The sequence below is a fragment of the Synoicihabitans lomoniglobus genome (assembly GCF_029023725.1).
Classification (GTDB): Bacteria; Verrucomicrobiota; Verrucomicrobiia; order Opitutales; family Opitutaceae; genus Actomonas; species Actomonas lomonigloba.
The window spans coordinates 4,892,135-4,917,734 of the sequence record NZ_CP119075.1; the positions used below are offsets into that span (position 1 = coordinate 4,892,135).

Genomic DNA, 25,600 nt, shown 5'->3' on the forward strand with positions numbered 1-25,600 from the left:
CGATGAGACTTTTGTCCCTCGTCCTCGCCGCTTCGCTCCTTGGCGGACTCAGGTCGACCGCCTCCCCCGAGCCCTCGATTGCGGCGGCCTCCACGCCGCTCCACTACTTTCCCCTCCGCGACGTCACGTTGCTCGACGGTCCGTTCAAACACGCCCAGGACCTCAACACCACCTACCTCCTCGCCCTCGACCCCGACCGTCTGCTGGCTGGCTTTCGACTCGAAGCCGGCCTCACCCCCAAAGCCGAAAAATACGGTAACTGGGAAAACATCGGTCTCGATGGCCACACCCTCGGCCACTACCTCACCGCCACCGCCCAGATGTGGGCCGCCACCGGCGACGCCGAGATGAAACGTCGCCTCGACTACTGCGTGGCCGAACTCGCCGTCTGCCAACAGGCCAACGGTAACGGCTACGTCGGCGCCGTGCCCGACTCCGCCGAAGTCTGGGCCCGCGTCGCTGCCGGCGGTTTCGACGCCCAGGGCTTCAGCCTCGGTGGCGCCTGGGTGCCCTGGTATAATCTGCACAAAACCTACGCCGGGCTGCGCGACGCCTGGCTCATCGCCGACAACGCCCAAGCCCGCGAAGTCCTCATCGAGCTCACCGACTGGTGCGCCGATCTCATCGCCCCGCTCTCCGACGCCGACCTCGAAATCATGCTCCGCGCCGAACACGGCGGTATGACCGAAACCCTCGCCGACGTCTACGCCATCACCGGCGACGAGAAATACCTGCGCCTCGCGCAACGCTTCACCCACCACGCCATTCTCGACGATCTCCTCCAGCGCCGAGACACGCTCACCGGCCAACACGCCAATACCCAGATCCCCAAGATCATCGGCTACGCCCGCGTCGCCGAACTCGGCGGCGATCCCACCTGGGACGACGCCGCGCGCTTCTTTTGGGAAACGGTCATCGGACACCGCACCGTCGCCTTCGGCGGCAACAGCGTGCGCGAACACTTCAACGCCCCGGATGATTTCTCCGGCATGCTCCAGTCCCGCGAAGGCCCCGAGTCCTGCAACACCTACAACATGTTGCGCCTCTCCGAAGCCCTGTTCCGGCGCGACGGCGACGCCCGCTACGCCGACACCTACGAACGCGCCCTCTACAACCACATCCTCTCCACCCAACACCCCGAACACGGCGGTTTCGTCTACTTCACCCCCATTCGCCCGCGCCACTACCGCGTCTACTCCCAACCCGAACAATGCTTCTGGTGCTGCGTCGGCTCCGGCCTCGAAAACCACGGCAAATACGGCCAATTCATCTACGCCGCCAACGACACCGGCGACCTGTGGGTAAACCTCTTCATCGCCTCCGATCTCGACGTCGGTCCCGGTCTTCGTATCCGCCAATCTACTACCTTTCCCGACGAAGCGCGCACCCGCCTCACCCTCACCCTCGAAGCGCCGCGCACCTTCGCCCTGCACCTCCGCCACCCGGCCTGGGTCAGCGCCGAAGGTTTCAAAATCACCATCAACGGAGAGCCAGTCGACGGGCGCTCCACGCCCGGTTCCTACGCCGCCCTCACCCGGGAATGGCATGACGGCGACACCATCGGCATTGAGCTGCCCATGACCACGCGCCTCGAACGCTTGCCCGACGACTCCGCTTACGCCGCAGTCCTGCACGGTCCCATCCTCCTCGCCGCCAAAACCGGCACCGACCACCTCGACGGACTCGTGGCCGACGGCTCCCGCATGGGCCACGCCGCTCCCGGCGCCTTCGAACCGCTCGACGCCGCCCCGATGTTCGTCGGAAACCCTACCGAAATGGCTGCGGCCATCCAGCCCGTGCCCGGCCGACCGCTACACTTCACCGCCGCCAATCTCATTCGTCCTGATAATTTCGATACGCTCGAACTCGAACCCTTCTTCCGCCTGCACGACGCCCGCTACATGATGTATTGGCAACTCGCCTCGGCCACGGACTACGAACGCATCGTCGCCGAACTCCACGCCACTGAAACCGCCCGCCTCGCGCTCGACGCCCGCACCATCGACCTCGTCATACCCGGAGAACAACAGCCCGAAGTGGAGCACAACTTCACGGACGGCGACTCCTGGCAAGGTCACAGCTTTGGACGCTCCTTCCGCGCCGCCAACGACTGGTTCAGCTACGAACTCACCCCGCGCCACGAAGCCGCGCTCGAGCTCCAACTCACCCACTGGGGCAACGCCTGGCAACCCGCGTCCTACACCGTTGAAATCAACGGCACCCCCATCGGCAAAATTGAAATCTCCGGCCAAGACGGCGAACGCTTCATCATCAAAACCCTGTCCATCCCCACCGGCTCCAGGAGCAACCCCCTGATCCTCACCTTCCGCGGCACCGAAAAATCCCCCGGCGTCCCCGCCCTCTACGAAGTCCGCCTCGTGCGCCCGCGTTCTGAATGAGTTGTAGGACAAATGGACGAACTGCCGGAATATTTTTACCCATTCTGAAAGAAGAGACCCTGCAACCGCGTTACACGCGACCAAGATGATTCAATCGTTTGCGGATCGCGACACGGAGCAACTTTTCCTCAAAGAGAAGAATCGTCGTTTTCAGGCGGTTAGCCGCGTGGCCTTGCGTAAACTCATCCAACTCAATAGTGCCAGCCGTCTGGGCGACCTCTCGGTTCCACCCGGAAACCACCTGGAGCAACTTGCAGGGAATCTCGCGGGACAATACTCGATTCGGGTCAACGACCAGTGGCGCATTGTCTTTCGGTGGACGGACTCGGGACCCAGCGACGTCCGAATTGAAGATTACCATTGAAGCACCCCTATAACGTCATACGTTATAACTATATGAAAACCCCGATAACGCCCGGTGAAATCCTGCTGGAGGAATACTTGAGGCCCATGGGTATCTCCCAAAACGCCATGGCCCGTGCGCTTGGGGTGTCCCCGCGCGCCATCAATGAGATTGTCCTCGGCAAACGTTCCATCACCCCCGCCATGTCGATAAGGTTCGGTGCCTTCTTCGATCAGTCCCCGCAGTTCTGGCACGGAATTCAGGTGGATTGCGATTTCAGAGCCCTAGCGACCGACACCCCTAGATTAGTGAAAGCCGTCCGCCCGGCCTCCGAGCTGATTTCCGCGTAGAAATCCGCAAAACACGGCCTGACCCTCTCGGTCTGGCGACCCTCTCGGTCTGGCTACGCTGATTGGTATATTCTTTCTATTCTTTGGTCTACTAATCAAACTTATGACTGGATTGGCATTTCTTCACCGCTTGACATAGATTGGCTTAAAAACCACTTGGGGCTGCCGCAGGGAGTAATGTTCACTAGGTCATTCCCGATTCAGTATTACAATGAAAATACTGCCAGTTATCAGAATTTCGAGTTCGTGACCCATCGCCACGACTATCAGTCTAATGGCGTAGGACTTGGTTCAATTACCTATGACGGAATAACCGTTTATTCCCCATCCTGTAGCGGCCCTTGGCAATACTAAAATACCACCATGAATAGATTAACATTCGTCCTTTTTGTTTTTTCTATATTAACTGCAGCACATGCCCAAATTGGGACCAATCAAAAGTTTGCGGACATATTAAATCTCCTACTAAGGGAATCGGCGGAGGCAGATAGGGCGATTGAGATATCTACTGCTATTGCAAGTCGCTACGAAATGGAAGAGGGCGCCGAAGAGCGAAAGCAACTTTCGAATTTGGTTATTAATCATTTATCAGGCGACTTAGGCACAAACTACGAAACTATACTGGCAGTATCATCGAAGTTGCAACCCAAGGTTGGCGAGCCAACTGCCATTCGAATTATGGAACTAGAAGTGTCGGCGCGACACACACGTGCGGGGGAGAATTCAAAGGAATTATTGGTAAATCGGAACATCGAACTATATGTAAAATGCCTAGCATATGCAGACGAATTAAGAAATCGTGAAGGCTTTGATGAAGCATCTGACCTAAATGGTCTACGCGGTGGCTTGGGTCCAAAGGATTTTAGTTCAGAAGAAGAGTTTCGAACCCGGCAATCGGATATTCGAGAAACTCGAATTGAGTGGATAAGACTCAGCGCGATTGTCAGAGCGGTGCGTTTTAGGGTGTCCAGACTTGAAAAGGAAAAGGATGTATCAGAACTTTTGAGGGACGCTGCAGCCAGAGCGGGAGTGGAGACGGCTCAAGATTTTTTTCCAGTCAATTGACATCAACCCAGATTGCTTGTGAGCCCACCGGTATGAACCGGAGGGCCGAAAAGAAGGGCCGAAAAGGGTCAGGTTTGAATGGCGCTTAGTTAAGGGGGGTGATCGTCTCTTATTGTCGCCGTGATATGGATACACGCATGTGGTGCCGAGGTTTGGTCATCAGTTGGTAGACTTTGGGTCTGCGTTTGATGGCGCGCGGTTCACTGCGATGGGGTCGGTCGGGCACGAGGTCGGCGGCGAGCGCGAGCAACAACTCCTCGAAGCGTTGGGCAGCCTGCCGGGCGTTGGTGGCAAATAATGGAGCAAAGGCGCGCAGCGTGCTCACCGTGCCCTTGAACGACAGGCGCGCGGGTGGCACGTCGTGCTGCCGAGGGCCAAAAAGGGTCGAGGGCCAAAAAGGAGGGGGTATGAACCGGGGACATAGGTAACAGATAGTCTAGGGACATAGGTTACACTTAAACTGGGCGTATGCCCTGGAAAGAAGTGTCACCAATGGACCAGAAGATGCAGTTCATCAGCATGGCGGCTACGGGCCGCTTTACCGTCTCGCAGTTGTGCGAAGACTTTGATATCAGTCGCAAGACCGGTCATAAGTGGCTGCGTCGTTACGCGGCGGAAGGTTCCGCCGGTTTGGGCGATCGGTCCCGTCGTCCCCGTGGCTGTGCCCACCAGACGACTACGGAGCTAGTCGAGCTGGTGCTCCAGGAGCGCAAAGCCAAGCCCAGTTGGGGCCCCAAGAAGCTACAGGATCTACTGCACTGTAAGCACGGGATAATGCAGCCTCCGGCGCGCAGCACGATCGCCTCGTTGCTGAAGAGTCACGGCCTGATCAAGAAGCGGCGGCGTAAACCTGGACTCTATCATCCCCGGCCCAGCGAGTTGACCGATCCGACTCACCCCAACCACGTGTGGACGTTCGACTACAAGGGTTGGTTCCTGACGCAGGATCGCATCCGCTGTGATCCGTTGACGGTGTGTGATCGGTTCTCGCGCTACGTCGTGTGCTGCCAAGCCCGATATGATCAGCAGTTCCGAGGCACCCACCTGGCCTGTCGTAACATCATGCGCTACCACGGGGTTCCGGAGATCATCCGCGTCGACAACGGCTCACCCTTCGCTTCCAACGGCTGGGGCAGGCTCTCTCGATTGAGCGTGTGGTGGATCAGCCAAGGCATCCAAGTGGAGTTCACCCGACCGGGGCATCCGCAGGATAATGGGTCCCACGAACGCATGCACCGCGACCTGAAAGCCGAGACCCTGCAGCCCAGCGCACGCAATCAACGCGCCCAACAACGCCTCTTCGACCGGTGGCGCTTTACCTACAACCACGAGCGTCCTCACGAAGGCATCAACATGCAAAAACCGGCCGAGATTTACCACTCCAGTCAGCGGCGCCTAAACGAGAACGACAACGCCGTGCGTTACCCGGCCGACTATCTGCGTCGACGTGTTACCGAGGCCGGGTTCATCAACTACCGCAAACGCAGCTATCATGTCGGGGAGGCGTTTGCCGGAGTCACCGTGGGAATCCACCGCACGGATGCGGGCACGAGCGAGCTGCACTTTGCGAACATCCACCTCGCCAACCTCACCCTCAATGCGGGGGACCCATTCCGGCCTGCGGCCTACATGGTTCCCCCGCATCAGGTTCCCCTCGCCAAACACAACCCGTAAACCCAACCTCCCAAAAGTGTAACCCATGTGCCTGGACTTTGTGTAACCCATGTCCCGATCATTCCGGGCCAAAAAGGGTCAAGGGCCAAAAAGGGTCAGGTTTAAACAATTGTAGTTCCCGACGTTCGCAACGCGTTCCTCGCCTACTCCAAGTATACTCAGTCGGCAGGCAACGGGCTCACCTCCTGTTTGATTTTGTCATCTACGGTGTTGCGTGCCTCACGCAGATCGTCGGCGAGTTGAAAGCGAGGCCAGTAATCTGGGACCTGACCGGAGGGCGACAAAAGGAGTCGAACGCAAAACCTAGAAATCCCTCCCTGACACAACGGCTGAAAAACGCGTCAACACATCATCTTTTTGCGGTTGTTCGTTGGTCGCCAAACGTTTCGGTCGACCGCCGCATCTCAAGGTCTTTCGTCTCCGGACTCGCACGCTGAAGATGTAGGATTGCCTCCATCGCGAACAGCCGAAGCGGCTGGCTTCGTTCCGGCAACGGGCGGGTTAGATCCGTTTGCTGCCCAGCACGACTTTGCCGCTCGGTGCAGTGAATCGGCTCGACGAGGCGCTCTCGGACGTAACGAAGAAATTAAGCTGGGGCGGGGGCGTGTTACCCGACGCGGCGACGGCGAACGAGTAAAGGCCGCTCGTCGCCTGCGTGGCGGGCAGCACCCCAGCTTGAACCACGTGACCGGATGCCGTGTCGATGATCCACATGTGATAGAGCTGGCCGGGCGCGGGTTCGGGCAAATTTCGGATGGCGATGAATCCCTGGTTACTGGCCGGGTCGAATAGGGCATAGCCGTTGGCCGCGTTGGCAACGGTCGATGCGTCGGGAAGTATGGTGGGGTTGTTCCACAGGTTTTCTGCAAACGAGGCGAGCTGGATGAATCCGCCGCCTTCGTCATTTGAGGCGACGGGCATAGGCATTCGGGTGAGCGTGCTGCCCTCGGCGTTGAGGCCCACGATCAAGACCATGTTTGGCTCGGTGGTGGCATCAGAACGGCGCAGTGATTGGACGGCCAGAATGGCGGTGCTGACGGCGATCACGGCGGCGATACTCCAGCGGGCAAAAGCGATCCAGATCGACGAGCGTGCGGATTCACCCACGGGTGTCGGATCATCGGGGCGGTCGAGACGGGACTCGATACGGGTGAGGAGGTCGGCGGCCGGCGGGTGCTGCGGCAGCAGTCGGATTTCACGGTCGAGGGCGGATTCGAGTTCACGCACGAGGGCAGCCAGCTCAGGCGATTGGAGAAGTTGCGCCTCAAATGCCGCGTGTTCACCGGGATCGAGGCCGTCGAGCACGTAAAGCGTGGCTTGTTCTTCGAATTTCGAGTTCATGATTTGGCTTGGGCGAGGGTGGTGCGTAGCTCAAGGAGACCACGGCGAATCCAGGACTTGACCGTGCCGATGGGCTGCACGAGTTGGCGCGCGATCTCGGCGTGGGTGAGCTCGGAATAGAGCGCGAGCTCGAGGGCGCGACGGCGGTCGCCGGAGATATGCTCAAGAGCGCGATCGACGTTGCGGGATGTCTCGTGAGCCTCGGCGGTGCGGCGGGCAGTCTCAGCGGTGGCAAAGTCGGCGCCACCTTCGGTTTCGAGAGGCAGCGGAGTAAACGACGGGGCCGAGCGGCGGCGGCGCAGGTGGTCGATGCAGGTGCGACGGACGATGGTGACGGCCCAAGTAAAGGCACGCGACTTGTGCGGGTCGTAATCGTTGGCGTGGTGCCAGATTTTTACGAAGGCATCCTGCAGGAGTTCCTCCGCGGTGGCGCGATCACCCACCAGACGGAGCGTGAAGGAGAAAAGCGGTGTGCTGAAACGCGCATAGAGATCGCGAAACGCCGCTCGGTCCCCGGCGCCGATGCGCGCAAGCAGAAAGGCTTCTTCTGCTGAACTGTCGGCATCCGGCGGCACGCAGGTTCAGGATTCGGATTTGGCGAGCTGGGGAAAAAGAATGGGTTCGATTTTCCGGGCGGCAACTTCCGCGGCTCCGTAAAAGAGCTTGTCGAGCAATTCATTCAAATCCTCCCGGTATCGACCCTGCTCACGACTAATGATCATGTTGAGATCGTGCTTGGTGCCGTCGGCGTGGAGCGTCATCCAGCCGCGGAACGTGAATTCTTCGGGTCGGTCCCGGCGCACGGGTTGAAGATAAACACGAAGCTCGAGTTCATGCGGAGCGGTGGTGGCCGAGAGCCGTTCGGCCACAATTTTGACCGGCCAGTGGCGTTGCTCGGCAACTTTCTGGAACGCCAGATCGAGACGATCAAAATCCGTGTAGGCGCCGGAATCAGCCCCAATGTTTTCACCGGAGGAGAGTGGCGGGACAATCACCAGTGCGAGTTCGGGCATTTCGGCCTCCGCTGCACCGGCAGTGCCCAAGGCAATGCTGCACAGCAGCATGTAGACGGAGTGGAATTTAAATTTCATGGGAAGAACAAATGGCAGATACTTACTTTTACGCAAAATCCACCGCGACGGATGCAGGAAAACCCTGAGAGTTTGGATGTCGCGGAGCCGACATCCTGACTCCTGATGAACAAGCCCCAAGCAAGGTCAGGCGTGGGTGCCTACGCCTTATGCGTTTTGTATTTCGAGCGGGATATCGACCATGGGATCGAAGCCGTCCGCCGCTGACCCGCTCGGTGTTGGTCGAAGCACGTTTCTGACTTCCTCCGGGTTCGTTTTGGCAGGTTGAGTCACCCGTAGTGGTGGTCCAGATACGCCGTAGCATGATCTGCGCGCCACGCAGGCACGCCGGCGCGTGTCCACCGCGACGAGCGGTGGATTCATGTCTGAGGAATCGTTGGTGGTGGTCTTCATGCGGCCCGTGGGACGAACGGAGGCGAACGTGCGACGCGTGGCAGGGTGCCGACGCAGCGCAACGACTCGGCTTGGCAATGCGGGCACACCAGGTGCCACTGCACCACGTCCTCGGCCTGCTTCGGGCGCACAACGATCTCCACGGCGAGCAAGGTCTCGACCACCCGTCGGCGTCGCCACGCGGCAGGGTGCTCCCAGCCGAAGTGGCGCACGCGGTGGACTCCGGTCGGCAAGACGTGCTGCAAGTATCGCCGCATGAACTCAGCCGCATCCAACGTGCATTCCTTGCGCTCACCACTCGCACTGTCGCGGTAGCCAAAGCGAACCGTCTTCGCATCCATGGTTCGGATACGTTCATCGCTGATGGCGGTGCGCTGCACGTAGCGAGCGAGGTATTTGATCGCCGATTCGCCCGAGCCGACGTGCTGGATGTCGACCACCCACGGTTGCCGCCAGCACGAGTCGGGCACTTGCGCGTGCCTTCCAGGCAACGCAACGCGTAGCGCCGCTGCCATGCCTTGGCGAAAGCGCGCCGCGACCGGTGCAGACGGCATCAGCCACGCGGGTTTGTGGGTATGGCGCCACGCGGAACCCTCTTCAGCCAAACCACCGCCCGGCACGATGAAGTGGACATGCGGATGCAACTGCATCTGGCGTCCCCACGTGTGCAACACGCCGGTCATGCCCAGATCGGCTCCGAGGTGTTTGGGCAACGACGCGATCGATTGCAGCGCGCGGGCCGACTCGCCAAAGAGCAGGTCGATCATCACCTTCGGCTCCGCCGCGAAGATCGCGCGCAGCGGTGCGGGCAGTGTGAAGGTCACCATAAAATATGGCACCGGCAGCAAGCGGTCCCGCTGGCGCTGCGTCCATGCCGCCGTGCGGGCCCCGCCGCACCGCGGACACGAGCGGTGATGGCAGCTATGGTAGGCGAAGTCGTGCTTTGTGCAGTGGGCACAGCGATACACGCGGCCGCCCATCTCGGGCGTCCGACACCGCGCGATCGCCGCCAACGCCCGGCGCTGCGCCGGGCTGATGGCATGCGTGCACGCGTAGCCCGGGGCTTGCGCCCCGAGCCACTCGGCCAAGGCCGACACGGATTTAACTAAATGCCGTCGAGCAAACGACTCACCGCCGCGCGAGCGGCGGCTTCATTGACGGCGGTCAGATGCGTGTAAATGGCGGTCGTTTCAATGGAGGAGTGGCCCATGAACTGCGCAATCAAGCGGATGCTCACGCCCTCTTCGAGCAGGTGCGTCGCATACGAATGACGCAGCGTGTGCGGGTGGGTGCCCTTGGGCAGTTTGGCCACCGGCACGACCAACCGCAGGCAGTTTTGGATCGAACCCACGCCCATCGGTTCGGACGCGAGAGCCAGGCGCTCGCGCGCACCGGGCCCCTCGCGCCAGCCCCGACCGGTGCCAGGGAACACCCACTTCGGATGCCGGTGCGTGCGCCAGTAGGCGCGCAACTCCTCGAGCATCGATTCGGGCAGCGGCACGTAGCGCTCCTTTTGCCCCTTCGTGTGGTGCAGATGCAGTCGGCACGGCTCACGCTTGATATCGGTCACCTCTAGTGTCGTTGCTTCACGGATACGCAACCCGCACGCATAGATGAGTCGCAGGATGGTGCGAAACCGAGGTTCGGTGATCGCCGCGAACAACCGCGCCACCTCGGCGCGGGTGAGCACCGCGGGCAAGGTTTTGCGATCGGGCGAGCGCACCAGGTCGAACAGCTTCCACGGGTGGCCCAGCAACTTGCCGTAGAAGTTGCGCATGGCGCACACGGCGGTGCGCATCGTGCTGCCGCTGTAGTGGTGGACCTCCTTGAGGTGCAGCAGGTAGGCGCGAAGCTGCGCCTCGTTCAATTCGGCCGGATCGCGCTTCACGTGCTGCGCGAGTTTGCGCACGTAGCGCACATACTCCGAGCGGGTGGAGAAGGCCATGCTTCGCAGCTTGAGCATCTCATCGAAGCGCACTAACGATTGATACTGTTCGGTGACGTCACGACGGAAGTCGCGACCTTTACGGGTGGATTTGTTTTTGGACATAGCACCGCCAGTCTTGCGATTGGCGGACCAAAATACATCGTCAACCGCCGTGCGTCCCGAACGTCATACCCCTCACTCCTCACTGCGCCGCGCAGCGGCTTCGTTCAACCCCATGGTTGAGACAAACGTTGTCGTGGTGGTTCGACGCGCCGGTGGCGGCAGACTGATGACGATCCGATCAAACTCATTCTGGGCCTTTTGTGCCCCCGATTCAATCGACACATTTTCGCCCGATTTAGGCTCGCCGTCAGCTCGATGCTTGCCTGCATGAAGCACGCCACTGCGGGGCGTCGGGGATTTCATCGAGATCCACCGACCACGCTTAGCCGATGAACCGCTCGCCTTCACTTCGCCACTCGTGACTCCATTTTCGAGTCGCCGTACCAATCCCTCCATGAGCGCGAAAGACCTATCAGAATTAACCGATCAGGAGCTGTAGCTGTTGGACGAAGCCAAGAAGGTGAAATCAAATGCCATGATAAATGCGGGACTCATCGGCATGATGGTCGGGATCGTGATCTATGGCGTGGCGAAGAACAACCTGGGATTGGCCGCCTTAATCCCCCTGATCATTGCCTTCAAATTATTCAACAAGCCCAACCAAAATGAGGCCTTGGAAAAACTGCTCCGGGAGCGAAATTTGAAATAAAGGGCTGTTGGTTTGAAACCACCCCCAACGCCGCCTCCGAAAAGAAATATCCCATCCATAGATCGCATGGAGAGGCATGAAGCGGACTGGTTTGAACAACCGAGGTCGAAGTCGAAAGTCGACTCGCTCGCGAATACTCAGGCAGCCTGCAACGGGCGCACGTCCGATTTGATCTTGTCACCCACGGTGTTGAGCGCCTCACGAAGATCATAAGCGAGTTGGACACGTAGCCAATAACCAGGAGCTTGCCCAAAGTAGGCACAGAGGTGGAGGTCGGTTTCGGCGGTGATGCCACGCCTTTCATTGACAATTTCACTCACCCGCTGGTGCGGAAGTTTGGCGTCTTTGGCCAAGCGGTAGGCTGTGATTCCGAGCGGAGATAAAAACTCTTCGCGAAGGAGTTCACCGGGGTGGACGTTCAGATGCTTTTTCATGGTGTCAGTGATAGTCGGTTATGGCTACATCGGTGGCGTTTGCGTTCTTCCATCGAAAGCATACTCGAAACTGGTCATTCACCCGAATGCTGAATTGGCCTGCTCGATCTCCCTTCAATGCCTCAAGACGATTGCCGGGAGGAAATCGCAATTCACTAAGAGAAGATGCAGCTTCGAGTTGCGTGAGTTTGCGCAGGGCGGTTTTCAGAATGGTGGACGGAAGCTCAGGCGGCTTTTTACCAAGCCACAAAGCCTGGGTCGGGGCGTCGGCGAATGATTGAATCACGAATTGCTACGCTCACGTTGCACGCTATCCATAAGCACGTCAAGCGTGCATATGCACGCCTAACATGAATATCCGTGAATCCAATGTCGCGAGGCCATTATTTTTCCCCGAAGACCACAACGCTTTCCGAGAAATATTCCTGCAATGCTTGGGGATTTTGCGGCCTTTGAATGAGGTTCGATCCACTGGAACAGGCTAGAACGGATCAGCTAAAACAATGGTAACCGTCACCGCTGCGCGGAGCGAACACCGTGACATATAAGGCTTGGTTCGTTCACGAATCGACCCGTCAACGAACCTACCCCGCCCGCTGGCGATCTGCCGCGCCGAGCCTTTGTTCTCTTTGTTACCTTCTGTAAAAACTCACCCGTTCCACGGTCACTGACGGGCCATCATGCCCACGAGCACGCCGATGAAATCGTAGCTGGTGCTGACGCTGAGGTTGCGAGCGTCGAAGATGCCACCGACCTGGATCCAGGTTTCGCCCCCGTCGGTCGAGTAGTCGAAGACGTAATCGGTGTCGTGACCGGTGAGGCGCAAGGTGATGGTGTCGCCGGGGGCCGCCGCGAAGTGGGCTGTCGTCAACTGGGCGGCGGTGGCCGCGCCGCGTTGGGCTTCGACAAACACGTTGTAGCCGCCGGAGGTCGCCCGGTTGACCCCGAGGACGTAGTGGCGCGTTTCGTTGTGGTAGGCGACCAGGCCGGCGTCGACGTTGGCTGCCGCGGGCAGCACGAGCTCGGTCGATGCCACGAAGCGGTTGTGCTGCAACCGACGGCCGATAAACGAGGGGTTGTGCTTTTCGCGCAATGAATCCGGACGCGGCTCGATGCTCAGACCGTCGCCGGTGGACCACCAGGTGGTCTGCGGGGCACGCAGGAACAGCCAAGGCAGACTCAGCTCGTCGGCGGAAAAGTCGTCGGTCCACGTGAAGTTACCGGTGAGCGGCAGGCGGTCGGCCGACTCGTCGAGTCCCACGCCATTGGGCCCGCGTTGCACATAGGGCACCGGCTGACCGGGCGGTAAGATCAGTGGCCAGCCGTCCTTCCACGTCACCGGCAGGAGGAAGGTCTGGCGGCCGGTATTGTAGTGCCCATCTTTATACGGGGTGCAGCCGAGGAAGACCGACCACCAATTGCCATCGGGACCGACAACGAAATCGGCGTGGCCCGTGCAGGTGACCGGGTGGTCGCGCGCAGGATCGAGATCACGCTGGGTGAGCGTCGGGTGATCGGTGAACGGAACGAAAGGTCCGTCCGGGGATTCGCTGCGGAAGATGACTTGCGAGTGATTGTCACTGGTGCCGCCTTCGGCGCAATTGAGGTAATACCAGTCGTCCCGCTGGTAAATGTGCGGACCTTCGATCCAGACCGGTTGCTCGGCCAGATCGACGCCACCGTTGATGATGATCTTACGCGGCCCCATGAGACGCTTCGACGCGATGTCCCACTCCTGAATCCAGATCGCACGGTGACCTTCGTAGAGGGGTTTGTTGTTGGGAGGACCGCCGTTGTTGACCATCCATGCCCGACCGGTGGACTCGTCGAAGAAGAGCGACGGGTCGATGCCATCAAAATCGAGCCAGATCGGATCGCTCCACGGACCGGCCGGATCCTCGGCGGTGATGAGGAAGTTGCCGCCGTTATCAATCATGGTGCAAACGAGGTAAAACAGTCCGTCGTGATAACTGATGCCCGGCGCAAACAGCGCGCGGGTGATACCGAGCCCGTCGTAGGGCAACTGGTCGGGTCGGTCGATGGCGTGACCGAACTGAGTCCAGTTCACGAGGTCGGTGGAGTGGAAAATCGGCAGTCCCGGGTAGTGGGCGAACGACGAATTCACCAAGTAGTAGTCCTCGCCGACCTGGCAGATGCTCGGGTCCGGATAATAGCCGGCCAGGATGGGATTGCGATACTCATAAGCCGAGATCGGCGTATCAAAAATCTCATCACGCCCGGTGTATTCGAACGAGGTAAACGTGACGGGTTCGGCCACAACCACGGATGTTGCCAACAGGGCGAGGGATAGGGACTTAATCATAGCGCCGAAACGTTTGGTTCTTTAGTCGGTCACTTCGCCGTAGACGCGGAAGTGGCCGCTTACTTTTAGGAGGCCGAACATCGACAGGAGGCCTTCGTAGTAGCGCCAGCTTCGCAGTTCACCTTCCACGATTAGGCCGTCCGTATTGCGACCCACATCACTGGGGAGAGCCATGTTCCACAGGCGTTCGACGAATGGCTTGCCGAGGTCGGGCTCGGCCGCGAGGGCGGCGACCGCGGCCATGCCGGTCATGCCGGGTGCGATCGGATTGGTGCGCACTACGGTGCCGTCCAACTGGAGTTTGTCGGGCCAGTTGTCCGCCGGTTGCGAAGCCAGGAATCGCAGGATGCGGTTGGACTGCTCAACCATCCATTCGTCTTGGCCCCACCATGACCAATCCATGGCGGGCCAACCGAGGGTGCGCCACGCATCGGCCTCAAAATCACGACCTCGGCGTTCGAGCTGCGTGCCGTCGAAGTGGGAATAGTTGGGCATGATGCCCGTTTCCGGGTGAGCCGCCTTACGAAAGAACTCGCGACTGGTTTTCGCAACTTCAGCCATGAAGGCACGGTCAGCCGGATCCTCGGCCCAGCGCGCCATGAGTTCGTAGAAATGTGGCACGTGGTAGGACGGGTCGGTGAAGCTGGCACCGTAACCATCGGGCGTGAACCGGATCTGTTTTTCCTCAGGGTGAAACATGCTGACGACACTCCCGCGATCAGGCTGGTCGTCTTTGTGAATCATCATCCGCAGGAGGTCCTGAGCTTCCCGGTTGTAGTCAAAGATTCCCTCGCCGTCGCCCCAACGGTTGGAGGCAAACATGAGCGCCATGACCATCCATTCTTCGCCGTCGGGGGCCGGGCCATCACCGCGAATCACCGAGCCATCCGATCGCGTCATGCCGCCATCGTAGGCGCGGTGCCAGGTGAAGTAGCCGCGCAGGGGACCTTCGTCGTGATACATGTAGGTCTTGGCGAACTTCCACAGCTTGTTGAACTCGCTCTGCTTATCGAGCTGCACGGTGATCATCATGCCGTAGGAAATACCCTCCGACCGAATGTCGCGGCTGCCGACGTCGGCCAGGTAGGCCATGTCGTCAGCGATCGTGTAGTAGATTTTCTGGGTGAACGGATCGCCGTAGAACATCAGCTGGAACGCGGTATCGAGCCGCGCCTCCACTTCCGCATCGGTCTTGCCGAGGTAGGTTTTAAACAGATTGGGGTAATCGCCAGTGCGAGCGGCCCCGCCGGGAGGCGGCGCTGCACTCGCCACAAAAACGGACGCGAGAAACACGGATAAAACTGCTCTAATCATGACAAGGGTGGAATTGGTTTTTTAACCACAGATGAACACAGGTGGCTCCACGGCCGTTACGCACTGAAGCGAGGAGGAGATGGGATTGATCCGTGTTAATCGGTGTCCATCTGTGGTTAAAAAACAGCGGCGGCGTGGGCCGGCTCAGTATTCGCCGGGGTGGCCGGGGTAGTAGCGGCGGTTTACGTCGATGTAGTGCTGGAGATCATACTCCGCGGGTTCGACGCCTTCGGGGAGCGGACGCTGCGAGAATTGTTGGAAATACAGCAGGCAGGCGTCGCGCCATTCGCGGGCGTCCTTTTCCTGGAGCGCCATTCGCTGCCGTGTGGCGTCCCAGCGTTCGTCATCGATCTTACCCTGGAGATCGTCCCAACGCGCTTGCATCGCGTGAACTTCGTCGACGCCTTGCTGATAGCGCAGCGCGAGTTCGTCCCACAGCGGGCGGCCGGACTTCATTTCGTAGTCCCACGGCACATGGTGAAACCAGAGCAGGAGGTTGTCGGGCACGGTGTCCAAATTCCCCCACTGCTGCCGCAATTCGAGGGCGTATTGGTTGATTGCCTTGGAGCCAAACTGTCCGCGATCCGCGCCCACGCCGATTTCGTTGGCTTGGTGGTAATAGGGCGAGGTCCAGTCACTGCGTCCACCCATCACCCAGGGTCCCGGTCCGTAGTGATGACCACGCTCCATGATGTGGTGCAGGCCGAGCGGCATGGAGTAGTTCACCACCGTTTCGCGCGAGCCCATGAGAATCTCTACAATCTCGTTGGCGGCGTCCTCTTCGGCATCGAAGGTCAACGCCGTCCATTCCTCGGCGATTTGGTGGGCGGTGAGCTCGTGATCCCAGGCGAGGCGGCCGTAGGCATACCAGTTGGATTGGGCGAGGGGATGGCCGGTCCAGTTGCGATCGGTGCCGGTGTTGGCGACGCCGGCGATGGCGGAAAGCGGATGTCCCTTGAGCGTGCCGTCGACGACACGACCGATGGTCGATCCCTCCCCTTGGGCGTAGGTGTCCTGCGTCAGGACTTCCTCCCACATCGGCCCGAGGTAGGCGAGTTGCACGGAACCACCGAGATACTCCTGCGTGATCTGCAACTCCGCCATGAGTCGCGTGTGCGGCATGGCCCCGAAGAGCGGACTGAACGCCTCGCGCGGCATGAAGTCGAGCGGACCGTTTTTGATCTGCACGATGACGTTATCGAGGAACTTGCCGTCGAGCGGCACGAATTGGTTGTAGGCCTGTTTGACGCGATCGGTGTCGTCCTCAAACGCGTAGACAAAGGCACGCCACATCACGATGCCATCGCGACCTTCGGCGGCGAGCGGCGCGGCCAACATGTTGGCCCCGTCGGCGTGGTCGCGGCCGAAGTCGTGCGGACCGGGCTGGCCTTCGGAGTTGGCCTTGACGAGGAAGCCGCCGAAGTCGGGCACGTAGGTGTAGATCTCGGCGACCTTGGCGTCCCACCACGCCTGCACCGCCGGATCGAGCGGATCGGCGGTTTCCAGCCCGCCGATTTCCATCGGCGCACTGAAGCGCGATGTAAGGTAAAGACGGATACCCCATTGGCGAAACACGTCGGCCAGCGCGGCCACCTTGGCCAAATACTCGGGCGTGAGGATGAGGGCGTTGGCGTTGACGTTGTTGATGACGGTGCCGTTGATCCCGGTCGATGCGAGGGCGCGCGCGTAGTCTTCGTAACGCGGCGAAATCACCTCGGGCAGGTAGGCCCATTCCCACAACGAGAAGCCCGCGTAGCCGCGCTCGACGAAGCGGTTGAGGTTGTCCCAGTGATTCATCAACCGCCGGGCGATTTTGGGCACGGAAGTTTCGTCGAGTTCGTCGAGCGATTCGCCGAGCTGCATTTTGCGCAGCAGGGCAAAGGTGCCGTAGAGCACGCCCGCGTCGCTGTTGCCCGTGATGCGCACTGCCCGCTCGCCGTCGACCGTGACCGCCTTGAGCGCGTAGCCGTCGGCGCCGAGCTCCGGCCGCAGCTCGCCGGCCACGATGTGCACGGTCGGGTCGCGATCGATCAGACCACCGAGACCACGCGTCAGCTCCGCACGAGCGGAGGCGATCACAGGCGTGTCTTCGCCGGCGGTCGTTTGGAAAACGACCGCGCGCAAAGCACTGCGATAGCCGGAACGGACGTCCCGACCATCAACCTGATCATAACGCAGCCAGAGTCGGTAACCGTCCTCGGCCTGAGCCGAGTTAAGGGCGACAGAGGCCAGGAGGGCGACCAGCAGCAGGCGCATCATCATCAAAGGGGGTTAGCCGGAGGCGGCGGTTTTGACTCGGCGGGCTTCAAGGGCTTCCGCCATCTCAGCCGCGACCTTTTTGGAAATCGGATAGAAGAACATGCAGACGACGCCCATGAAGAAGAATCCGCCCGAGTAGAAGCCGATCATCTTGCGCATACCGAGCAGCACTTCGGGGTCGGTCGCGGTCTCGGGGCTGTAACCATACATGGCGAGCAACCATCCCGTGATGGCGCCGCCGATACCGAGACCACCCTTGAGGGCAAACACGATGCCGGCGAAGACAAAGCCCGTGGCGCGGCGCTTGTTTTTCCACTCACCATAGTCGGCGGTGTCGGCGATCATCGCCCAGAGCAGCGGAATGGTCGGACCGTAGCCGAGGCTGGTGAGAATCGTGAGCCAGAACATCGTCGAAACCGAGGTGGCATCGAGGAAGTAGTAGCAGCATTGGAAGAAGGCGGCGGCGGCGAGGCCGACCATGAAAACGATCTTCTTGCCGAAGAGGTCCGCCAAGGGCTTCGCCATCAGCACACCGATCACGTTGACCAGACTGCCGGTCATGTTGAAGAGCGAGAAGCCCACCGCCGTCGGCGAGTCACCGGGCGTGACGACCAGACCGAACGTGTCGAGAATGCGGAAACCGATGCCGGGGTTTTCCAACGCCGCCGGGGTGGCGAAGAGGCCGAACTTGTCGACCATGTCGGTGAGCGCGGCTGAATCCACGTAGTAGGTGAAATAGTAATACTGCGAACCACCGCGCAGGGCCAACGTGATGAACACGAACAGCGTCATGGCAAACATGGCGATCCACGGGCGGTTGTGGCGGATGTCCTTGAAGTCCTGCTTGAGGTTGGGCTTCTGACCGGCGGGAGGTTGCACGCGCTCCTTGGCGCTGAAGAACGTCACGACGAAAAACACCACCGAGATGGCGGCGAAAATACCGATCGTAATCGACCAACCGTGCGGGTTCTGGGTCGGGTCGGCGGTCGAGCCGTCGCTGAATTTGGAGACGAGCGGAAGCGTGAGCCCCTGCACCACGAAGGCGGCGACCATGGCCGCGAAGAAGCGGTATTGGGAAAGGCTGGTGCGCTCGCTGCCGTTGCTGGTCATCACGCCGTTGAGGGCGGAATAGGGCGCGTTGTTCATGGTGTAGGCCATCATGAGCACCGTGTAGGTGATTACCGCATACCAAAGCTTGGCGCTGTCTCCCAGGCCGGACGGCACGGTGTAGGCGGCCCAGAAGAGCAACGCGAACGGGATGGCCGACCAGATGAGCCACGGCCGGAACTTGCCCCACTTGGTGTTGGTGCGGTCCGCGATGGCCCCCATGATCGGGTCGGTGATGGCGTCACTGAAACGCACCAGCAGCAGCATCCACCCCACGGCCGCCGCCCCGATGCCCATGACGTCGGTATAGAACGCCGTCTGGAAGACGATCATCATCTGGAAGACGAAGTTGGCACCGGCGTCGCCAAGACTGTAGCCGGCCTTCTCCTTGAAGGAGAGTTTCACATTGGTGGGGTCACTCATGAGTGGGAGGGGATGGGGTAGAGGAGATTGCGGGGGGGGAGGCGCCGGAGGCACCAGAGCTGACGGGGATAAAACTGAAAAGGGGCGCCCGGTTGCGGACGCCCCTGAAACTCATCGCACGCTTAACCGTGGAGGTAGGTGTTGACCAGGTTTTCGAGGAACTCCTGGCGACCGGAAACCGGCTTGGGCTCGCCCAGCTTGAAGGCGACCTTTTCGAGCTCCTTGAAGCCGATTTTCTTCTTCTCGGCATCCTTGCCGAAGCCCTGGTCGAAGGAGCTGTAGCGGTCGGCCACGAACTTCTCGAACTTGCCGTCGGCGAGGATTTGACGGGCCGTTTTGAAAGCCAGCGCATAGGCGTCCATGCCGCCGATGTGGGCGTAGAACAAGTCAGCCGGGTCGATCGACGGACGACGCAGCTTCGCGTCGAAGTTGAAACCACCGCTACCGAGACCGCCGGCGCGCAGGATCGAAACCATGGCGAGGGTGAGTTCTTTCACGTCGGTGTTGAACTGATCGGTGTCCCAGCCGAGGAGCGTGTCTCCGGAGTTGGCGTCGATCGAGCCGAGCATGCCGTGCGCGGCGGCGACTTCGATCTCATGATTGAAGGTGTGGCCGGCGAGCGTGGCGTGGTTGGTCTCGATGTTGAACTTGAACTTCTTGTCCAACTTGTAGGTGCGCAGGAAGGCGACCCCCGAGGCGACGTCGAAATCGTATTGGTGCTTGGTCGGCTCCTTGGGCTTGGGCTCGATGAGGAACTGCCCCTTGAAACCGATCTCCTTGGCGTAGTCGACCGCCATGTGCATGAACGCCGCGAGGTGATCCTGCTCCCGCTTCATGTTGGTGTTGAGCAGGGTCTCGTAACCTTCGCGACCGCCCCAGAACACGTAGTTCTCACCGCCGAGCTCGACGGTGCACTCCATGGCTTTCTTCACCTGCGCCGCCGCGTAGGCGAAGACGTGGGCGTCGGGATTGGTGGCACCACCGCACATGTAGCGCGGGTTGCTGAAGAGGTTGGCCGTGCCCCAGAGCAGCTTGATGCCGGTCTGGTCCTGCAGCTTCTTGGCGTGCGCCACGATCGTATCGAGATACTTGTGCGACTGCTTGAGGGTCGAACCCTCGGGCGCGATGTCGCGATCGTGCCAGCACCAGAACGGGGCCTGGATCTTTTGGAAAAACTCGAAGGCCGCATCCATGCGCTTTTTCGCCACGCTGATGGCGTCTTTGCCCTTTTCCCAGGGACGCACGATGGTGCCCGGACCAAACGGATCACCGCCGGTGCCGCGGAAGGAGTGCCAGTAGGCGATGCCGAAGCGCATGTGCTCCTTCATCGTCTTACCGTCGATCACTTCGTCGGGATTGTAGTGGCGGAAGGCCAGCGGATTCTCAGTGCCGGTGCCTTCGAACGGAATTTGCGGGATACCCGCAAAGTGGCGTGACTTCATAATAAAACGTGGGAGGGGTTTCGCAGAGCGTGGGAAGTAAGATGAACCGGGCGAGGGATCAGGCTCTCAACGCACCGACTATACTAACAATTGACTCCTAGGGAAAACCCAGTGTGGCTTACGCGACAGCCCCTCGTCAAACCCCCGCTGCTTCGTTCGTTAATCATGTCTTCCCAACGCCGCGTTACCCTTTCCGACATCGCCAAACAGGCGGAAGTGCACGTCACCACCGTTTCACTCGCCCTGCGCAATCACCCCCGTCTGCCCGAACGCACCCGCACGCGGATCCAGAAGATCGCCAAGGAGCTCGGCTACCAGCCCGACCCTGTGCTGCAGGCGCTCGTCGCCTACCGCGGCAAGGTCATGGCGCGGCGCAATCCGCCCACCCTCGCCTACCTCACCAATTGGAGCACGCGCCTCGGCTGGCAAAACGTGACCGCGCACCCGGAATTCTACGCCGGCGCCCAGGCCAAATCCAAGGAGCTCGGTTTCAACCTCGAACACTTCTGGATGGGCGAGCCCGGTCTCACCCACACGCGCATGAGCAAGATCCTGCAGACGCGCGGCATCACTGGACTCATCATCGCCTCGCACCGCCGCGAGACCGACGTCGCCCTGCACTTCGACTGGTCGGCCTTTTCCGCCGTCAAAATCGACTACTTCCCCCACGAACCCGAGCTGCACAACGTCACCAACGACCAGTGCAACATTGTCCGCCTCGCCATGCGCCAAGTTGCCGAACGCGGCTACCAACGCATCGGCTGCGTCATGCACCGCGGTTGGGATCACTCCGTCGATCACCTCTGGACCGCCGGATTCCTCGCCGAACAATCGCTCTTTCCCGAAAAAGACCGCGTGCCGATGTTCGTTTTCCCCGAACTCGAGCCCGTCGAGGCCTGGATGGCCGAGAGCAAGGACCACGTCGAGGCGCCCCCCAAGTCGTTCGCCGCTTGGTTCAAGAAATACCAGCCCGACGTCATCCTCACCAAACGGTCCTTCGTCGAACCCTGTATCAAACAAATGGGGCTGCAAATCCCGCGCGATGTCGCCCTGGTCGATCTCTTCCTCGATGTCTTCGACGGGGCCAACGCCGGCGTGCGCCAGAACCATCACATCGTGGGCGAACTCGCGGTCGAAATTCTCGCCGGTCAGCTGCACTACAACAAATACGGCGTGCCCGAGATCCCCACCACCACCAACGTCGAAGGCACGTGGTTCGACGGAGCCACCTGCCCGCCGAAAAAGGCCGCCCCCACCCGCAAGCCCGCGACCAAAAAGAAGACCGCCCGCGCCGCCGCCAAGTAGGGGAAAGGGTAAGCTCGGGCCGGAAAATCCTCCCGGCGCGCGCCGCCCCTCCCGGCTTCGGGGCCGGTTCCCGTCCGACTCAAAACAATCGCCCCCGCCGCAACATGCTCCGGGGGCGATGAACGGGCTCGATCGGGTCGACGTGACCCGTGGACGGGCGGGCCTAGAACCGGAACGAGTTGGTGAGCGACCAGGTTTGATGAGGCGCAATGCGCCAGGCCGCAGGGGTGCCGTCCGGCTGCGTCGTGATCGGGATGAGCTCGTTGCCTTTGCCCAAGTTGCGGATGTTGAACTGCACCCGCCAGTCGATCCGCTCGCTCAGGGTTTTGCTGTAACCGACCCACAGGTCGATGTTGGCCTCGGTCGGTCCCCGGTAGGGATGGGCCAGGTCGTAGGTCGTGTTCCCGCTGCCGTCCGCCATGAGCGGATATCCGATGACGACGTCGTCCTGCCAGCGATAGCCCAACCCGACGTTGAAGCCCCGGAGGAGCCCTTCATCGAAGTCGTAGTTCGTGATCAGGTTGGCCCGCCAGGTGCGCAGCTCGGGCACGGATGAGCCTTCCTGCAACTGCACCAGGGCGTAGTTGGACATGAAGCGGCTCTGCCAGTCCGAGCGGATGGTGTCGGTCGAGCCGCCCCACCAGATGCGCAGGTCGCCCGCAGCCGTGTTGTTGTAGACCTCGGTGCGTTCGGCGAGGAAAGCATTGAGTGCTTCACCGCCGACATTGGATCGCGTCGCTTCCTGTTTGGAGGCGTTTAACGAGACGCGCCATTGGTTCGTCGGGTTCGCGACCAACTCGATTTCATAGCCCTCCGAGACCGTGTCTTCCAGGGCCGTGAAACCCGGAGGAGTGGAGGCCCCCTGACTCCGGAACAAGCTGGTATCGATCGACCACGCATCCAGGAATTCCTGCGAAGGCGGGTTTGCCCGCCACGCGGCGATGGCGGCAGCTTCCTGGGCCGCGGCCTCCTCGGGAGTCTGGCCGGTCCACGGTTGGTAGTTGACCTCCCAGTCCGGTCCGTCGTCCGCGGCGAACACGTTCGACCAATTATTGCCCCAAGCCACGAGCGAGCCGATGACCCAGTTGTAGCTGTTGATGGCGCTGGAACTCGCGTAGAGGGCGGAGCTCTCGTATTTGTTCACCTTCAGGGAGTAGCGGCCATCCTTGGAGGACAACATGATGCCCATGTCCTCGGTCTTGCCGCTTGGCGCGGGCAGCGGGTTGCCATAGACATCCACCCGGCCCGCGGCGGGTTGGAAGTTGTCGGACTTGTTGTAGTAGATGGACACGCCGAGCGGCAGGCGACCTCCCACGAGATCGTCGAGGTGGGCCACGATGCTCCAGCTGCGGGATACGCCGTCCACGGTGTTATTGGGCTCGGCCGCCAGCTCGTAATCACTGAAATCGACCGCACCATTCAAGCGCGTGGTGTTACCCTGGAAGGACCACGACTTGGCGGTGTCCTCCCGGTAGCCAAACGTCGGCACGATGGCACCGTTCCAGAAGAAGCCCTGCCAGATGAAGGCCTCGGAAGTGACCTCGGATTTCGACAACTGTGCATCGGTGGTGAGCTCGTCGAGGTAGCCATTCGCCGCAGAGAGGATGTTCAATGGCTGCCGGACCCATCCGACGTAGTTGGAGGGATTGTCCGACTGGGTGGATTCGGCCCCGCGGTAATCGGTCCAGATGGCACTCGGATCAACGTTGGGACTGTTCCAATGCGAATCAAACACCAGGATCTGGCCTGAAGTCGGAGTCTGCCTGGCGGTGAGGCGCGGGATGTTGAGGTTCGTCCCATTGCTCCCGAGGAGCGACGGGCCGAGGTAGGTGACCGTATTCACCTGCCGCCAATTGTCATCGATGATGTCGATGCCGACCGAATCACCGTAAGCCGTGTCGGTGCCATACTGCATGTAGCTGCGGCTGTCGCTTTCGCTGTTATCCTCGGCGTAGAGACCCGTGAACACGTGACGACCCAGTAGTTTCGTGAGGAAAGAACCGCGTCGGCGTTCGAACACGTCCCGAAAGTCCAGTTCGGCAAAACCGGTCAGCCGGAGGGAGTCGCGATCGATGCTGCGATAATTGTTACCAAAAGCCGTGGTATCGCTCACGAACGGCCGCCCCACGTTAGGGTTGGGCTCACCGTTGGCGAAGTGACTGTTGATATCGATGAAGATGGCCTGCCGCTGTCCGCTGAGCAGGCTCTCCTGCCCATCGTTGAACGACTGATTATCGTAGGCGATTTCCAGGCCGAAGCGGTTGTCCATGAACGTCTGGGCGAGACTCAGATTGTAGACGTCAAAGTCCTGATACTCGCTCTTGTTGGGACCATCGATGAGGTTGTTGTAGAAATCGAAGACACTCGGATCCGTGAGATGGATGTTCTTGTATTGCCCGAATTCTGAATACGGCAGACCGGCATACTTGGCGTATTCGGAGTAGGCCTGCACCCCGTTCCAGCGTTGGTATTCCAATCCGATGTCACCATCGATCGAACCATCGGCGGCGAGACCATAGATCTCGCGAATTTCCGTCTGATAGAAATTATTGGGGGTCATGGCGGAGCCATCCCCAAAAATCACCAGCGGACCACCGAAGACTTGGGCAAAGTGGCCGACCCAGGGATCGTAATACGGATTGGCCGAGCCGTCTTCATACGTGGGTCGCCGAGCGCCACGTCCGGGCAGCAGCGAATAATTGTCCTGGGTCTCATAGGGATCGTAGACCGCCTGATTCATCTCCGTAAACCACGGGGTGATCAAATCCACGGGAGGAATCGAGCGCGGGCGGTTACTTTTGATTTCACCCGACTCGATGTTGGCTTTGAACGTCGTCTTGGCGGAATCGGCGAACAAATGCGGCGTCCAGCGAATGGTGCCAAACAAGCGCTCATCGTCCTCGAATGCCGGGTCCTGCTGGAACTGCTCGTTATCCGTCACCCCCGTCACACGCACCGCCAATGTGTCCTCCACCAACACCCGGTTGACGTCGAATGATGCCCGCACGCTGCCAAAACTGCCCACACGGAACTCCACTTCAGCCGAGTTCTCAAACTCTGCGCTCACCGTGGTGGTGTTGATAATGCCCGCCGGACTGCCCAAACCGAAAAGGATTGAGTTCGGGCCCCGCTGGAGATCGACCCGCTCGACGTTGTAGCCATCCCACGGCACGGCCGAGAGAAAGAAATTCCGGGTGCCATCCGCGGCAGCGAGTCCGCGCACGCGGGTGTTGGTGTTGGGGCTGCGGAATCGATTCGATTCATCAACGGTGGCGCCATTGCCGACACCGGTGAAATTGCCATAGATATTACCGACCTCCGTATTGGTCGTATACTGCAATAGCGTCTCGTTGTTCACCGCCCCCGTGTCATCCAAGAACTCCTTGGTGATCACCGAAATGGCGGAACCTACGTCTCGCAATTCGGTATTGATGCGCGTGCCGGCCATCGTGGTGGTGGCCGCATAGCCGCTCGTTTCAGTCGCACTGACTTCAAACGGAGAGAGCGTGAGAATTTCGCCGTCATCCAACGGCAATTCATCAGGGTTGGTCGCTTCTTGCGCCCACAAAGGTAACGCCAGAAACGATAGCAGCGGTAGCAGCAAGGCTGCTACGGGGGTTTGGGAATGTGTCTTCATT

General features: G+C 60.2%; 22 protein-coding genes. 7 read left to right on the top strand and 15 right to left on the bottom strand.

Annotation, left to right across the window (positions count from 1 at the left end):
* Positions 1 to 2 precede the first annotated feature (2 nt).
* From PXH66_RS18695 to PXH66_RS18710, 4 genes are all read left to right on the top strand, one after another.
* Complete coding sequence (locus PXH66_RS18695) at positions 3 to 2,399, top strand: glycoside hydrolase family 127 protein (RefSeq protein WP_330930960.1); 2,397 nt, start codon at positions 3 to 5, stop codon at positions 2,397 to 2,399.
* Positions 2,400 to 2,484: 85 nt separating this feature from the next.
* Positions 2,485 to 2,763, top strand: a complete 279-nt coding sequence (locus PXH66_RS18700) for a type II toxin-antitoxin system RelE/ParE family toxin (RefSeq protein ID WP_330930959.1) — start codon at positions 2,485 to 2,487, stop codon at positions 2,761 to 2,763.
* Positions 2,764 to 2,795: 32 nt separating this feature from the next.
* Positions 2,796 to 3,092, top strand: coding sequence for a HigA family addiction module antitoxin (locus tag PXH66_RS18705; protein ID WP_330930958.1), 297 nt, complete (start codon positions 2,796 to 2,798; stop codon positions 3,090 to 3,092).
* Between the two features lie 363 nt (positions 3,093 to 3,455).
* Positions 3,456 to 4,157: a hypothetical protein gene (locus PXH66_RS18710; protein WP_330930957.1), complete on the top strand. Its 702-nt coding sequence runs from the start codon at positions 3,456 to 3,458 to the stop codon at positions 4,155 to 4,157.
* 109 nt (positions 4,158 to 4,266) lie between these two features.
* On the opposite strand, the gene PXH66_RS23245 is transcribed toward PXH66_RS18710, so the two are convergent.
* Positions 4,267 to 4,515, bottom strand: a complete 249-nt coding sequence (locus PXH66_RS23245) for a hypothetical protein (protein ID WP_425609312.1) — start codon at positions 4,513 to 4,515, stop codon at positions 4,267 to 4,269.
* A 110-nt stretch (positions 4,516 to 4,625) separates the two neighbouring features.
* Between PXH66_RS23245 and PXH66_RS18720 the strand changes: the two genes are divergently transcribed.
* Positions 4,626 to 5,831, top strand: coding sequence for an IS481 family transposase (locus PXH66_RS18720; RefSeq protein WP_330931001.1), 1,206 nt, complete (start codon positions 4,626 to 4,628; stop codon positions 5,829 to 5,831).
* Between the two features lie 501 nt (positions 5,832 to 6,332).
* On the opposite strand, the gene PXH66_RS18725 is transcribed toward PXH66_RS18720, so the two are convergent.
* The 6 genes from PXH66_RS18725 to PXH66_RS18750 form a co-directional block, all read right to left on the bottom strand.
* A complete protein-coding gene (locus tag PXH66_RS18725; protein ID WP_330927527.1) occupies positions 6,333 to 7,172 on the bottom strand; it encodes an anti-sigma factor domain-containing protein in 840 nt (279 codons plus the stop codon).
* The gene (locus PXH66_RS18730; protein ID WP_330927526.1) at positions 7,169 to 7,747 is read right to left on the bottom strand and encodes an RNA polymerase sigma factor; all 579 of its coding nucleotides are present in this window, start codon (positions 7,745 to 7,747) and stop codon (positions 7,169 to 7,171) included. Before PXH66_RS18730 ends, PXH66_RS18725 begins: the two co-directional genes overlap by 4 nt.
* A gap of 6 nt (positions 7,748 to 7,753) precedes the next feature.
* Complete coding sequence (locus PXH66_RS18735) at positions 7,754 to 8,263, bottom strand: hypothetical protein (RefSeq protein ID WP_330927525.1); 510 nt, start codon at positions 8,261 to 8,263, stop codon at positions 7,754 to 7,756.
* A 389-nt stretch (positions 8,264 to 8,652) separates the two neighbouring features.
* A complete protein-coding gene (locus PXH66_RS18740; RefSeq protein WP_330932099.1) occupies positions 8,653 to 9,753 on the bottom strand; it encodes an IS91 family transposase in 1,101 nt (366 codons plus the stop codon).
* Positions 9,754 to 9,761: 8 nt separating this feature from the next.
* Positions 9,762 to 10,706, bottom strand: a complete 945-nt coding sequence (locus PXH66_RS18745; protein ID WP_330932082.1) for a tyrosine-type recombinase/integrase — start codon at positions 10,704 to 10,706, stop codon at positions 9,762 to 9,764.
* A gap of 72 nt (positions 10,707 to 10,778) precedes the next feature.
* Positions 10,779 to 11,009, bottom strand: a complete 231-nt coding sequence (locus PXH66_RS18750) for a hypothetical protein (RefSeq protein WP_330932100.1) — start codon at positions 11,007 to 11,009, stop codon at positions 10,779 to 10,781.
* A 139-nt stretch (positions 11,010 to 11,148) separates the two neighbouring features.
* Here PXH66_RS18750 and PXH66_RS18755 point away from each other — a divergent pair, with 139 nt between their 5' ends.
* The gene (locus PXH66_RS18755) at positions 11,149 to 11,355 is read left to right on the top strand and encodes a hypothetical protein (RefSeq protein ID WP_330932101.1); all 207 of its coding nucleotides are present in this window, start codon (positions 11,149 to 11,151) and stop codon (positions 11,353 to 11,355) included.
* A gap of 137 nt (positions 11,356 to 11,492) precedes the next feature.
* Here PXH66_RS18755 and PXH66_RS18760 read toward each other — a convergent pair whose 3' ends face one another.
* From PXH66_RS18760 to xylA, 7 genes are all read right to left on the bottom strand, one after another.
* A complete protein-coding gene (locus tag PXH66_RS18760) occupies positions 11,493 to 11,789 on the bottom strand; it encodes a HigA family addiction module antitoxin (RefSeq protein WP_330932102.1) in 297 nt (98 codons plus the stop codon).
* 4 nt (positions 11,790 to 11,793) lie between these two features.
* Complete coding sequence (locus tag PXH66_RS18765; RefSeq protein WP_330932103.1) at positions 11,794 to 12,075, bottom strand: type II toxin-antitoxin system RelE/ParE family toxin; 282 nt, start codon at positions 12,073 to 12,075, stop codon at positions 11,794 to 11,796.
* A gap of 378 nt (positions 12,076 to 12,453) precedes the next feature.
* Positions 12,454 to 14,112 carry a glycoside hydrolase family 43 protein gene (locus PXH66_RS18770; RefSeq protein ID WP_330932104.1) on the bottom strand — a complete coding sequence of 553 codons (1,659 nt, stop codon included), beginning with the start codon at positions 14,110 to 14,112 and terminating at the stop codon, positions 12,454 to 12,456.
* Positions 14,113 to 14,133: 21 nt separating this feature from the next.
* Positions 14,134 to 15,426 carry a family 8 glycosyl hydrolase gene (locus PXH66_RS18775; protein ID WP_330932105.1) on the bottom strand — a complete coding sequence of 431 codons (1,293 nt, stop codon included), beginning with the start codon at positions 15,424 to 15,426 and terminating at the stop codon, positions 14,134 to 14,136.
* A gap of 144 nt (positions 15,427 to 15,570) precedes the next feature.
* Complete coding sequence (locus tag PXH66_RS18780; protein ID WP_330932106.1) at positions 15,571 to 17,688, bottom strand: alpha-glucuronidase family glycosyl hydrolase; 2,118 nt, start codon at positions 17,686 to 17,688, stop codon at positions 15,571 to 15,573.
* A gap of 9 nt (positions 17,689 to 17,697) precedes the next feature.
* The gene (locus tag PXH66_RS18785; RefSeq protein ID WP_330932107.1) at positions 17,698 to 19,215 is read right to left on the bottom strand and encodes an MFS transporter; all 1,518 of its coding nucleotides are present in this window, start codon (positions 19,213 to 19,215) and stop codon (positions 17,698 to 17,700) included.
* A 122-nt stretch (positions 19,216 to 19,337) separates the two neighbouring features.
* Entirely contained in the window at positions 19,338 to 20,657 is a 1,320-nt protein-coding gene (xylA, locus tag PXH66_RS18790) for a xylose isomerase (protein WP_330932108.1), read from the bottom strand.
* Positions 20,658 to 20,822: 165 nt separating this feature from the next.
* Here xylA and PXH66_RS18795 point away from each other — a divergent pair, with 165 nt between their 5' ends.
* On the top strand, positions 20,823 to 21,962 hold the full coding sequence (locus PXH66_RS18795; RefSeq protein WP_330932109.1) for a LacI family DNA-binding transcriptional regulator: 1,140 nt from the start codon (positions 20,823 to 20,825) through the stop codon (positions 21,960 to 21,962).
* A 163-nt stretch (positions 21,963 to 22,125) separates the two neighbouring features.
* Here the strand turns inward: PXH66_RS18795 and PXH66_RS18800 are convergent, their stop codons facing one another.
* Entirely contained in the window at positions 22,126 to 25,599 is a 3,474-nt protein-coding gene (locus PXH66_RS18800) for a TonB-dependent receptor plug domain-containing protein (RefSeq protein ID WP_330932110.1), read from the bottom strand.
* Position 25,600 lies beyond the last annotated feature (1 nt).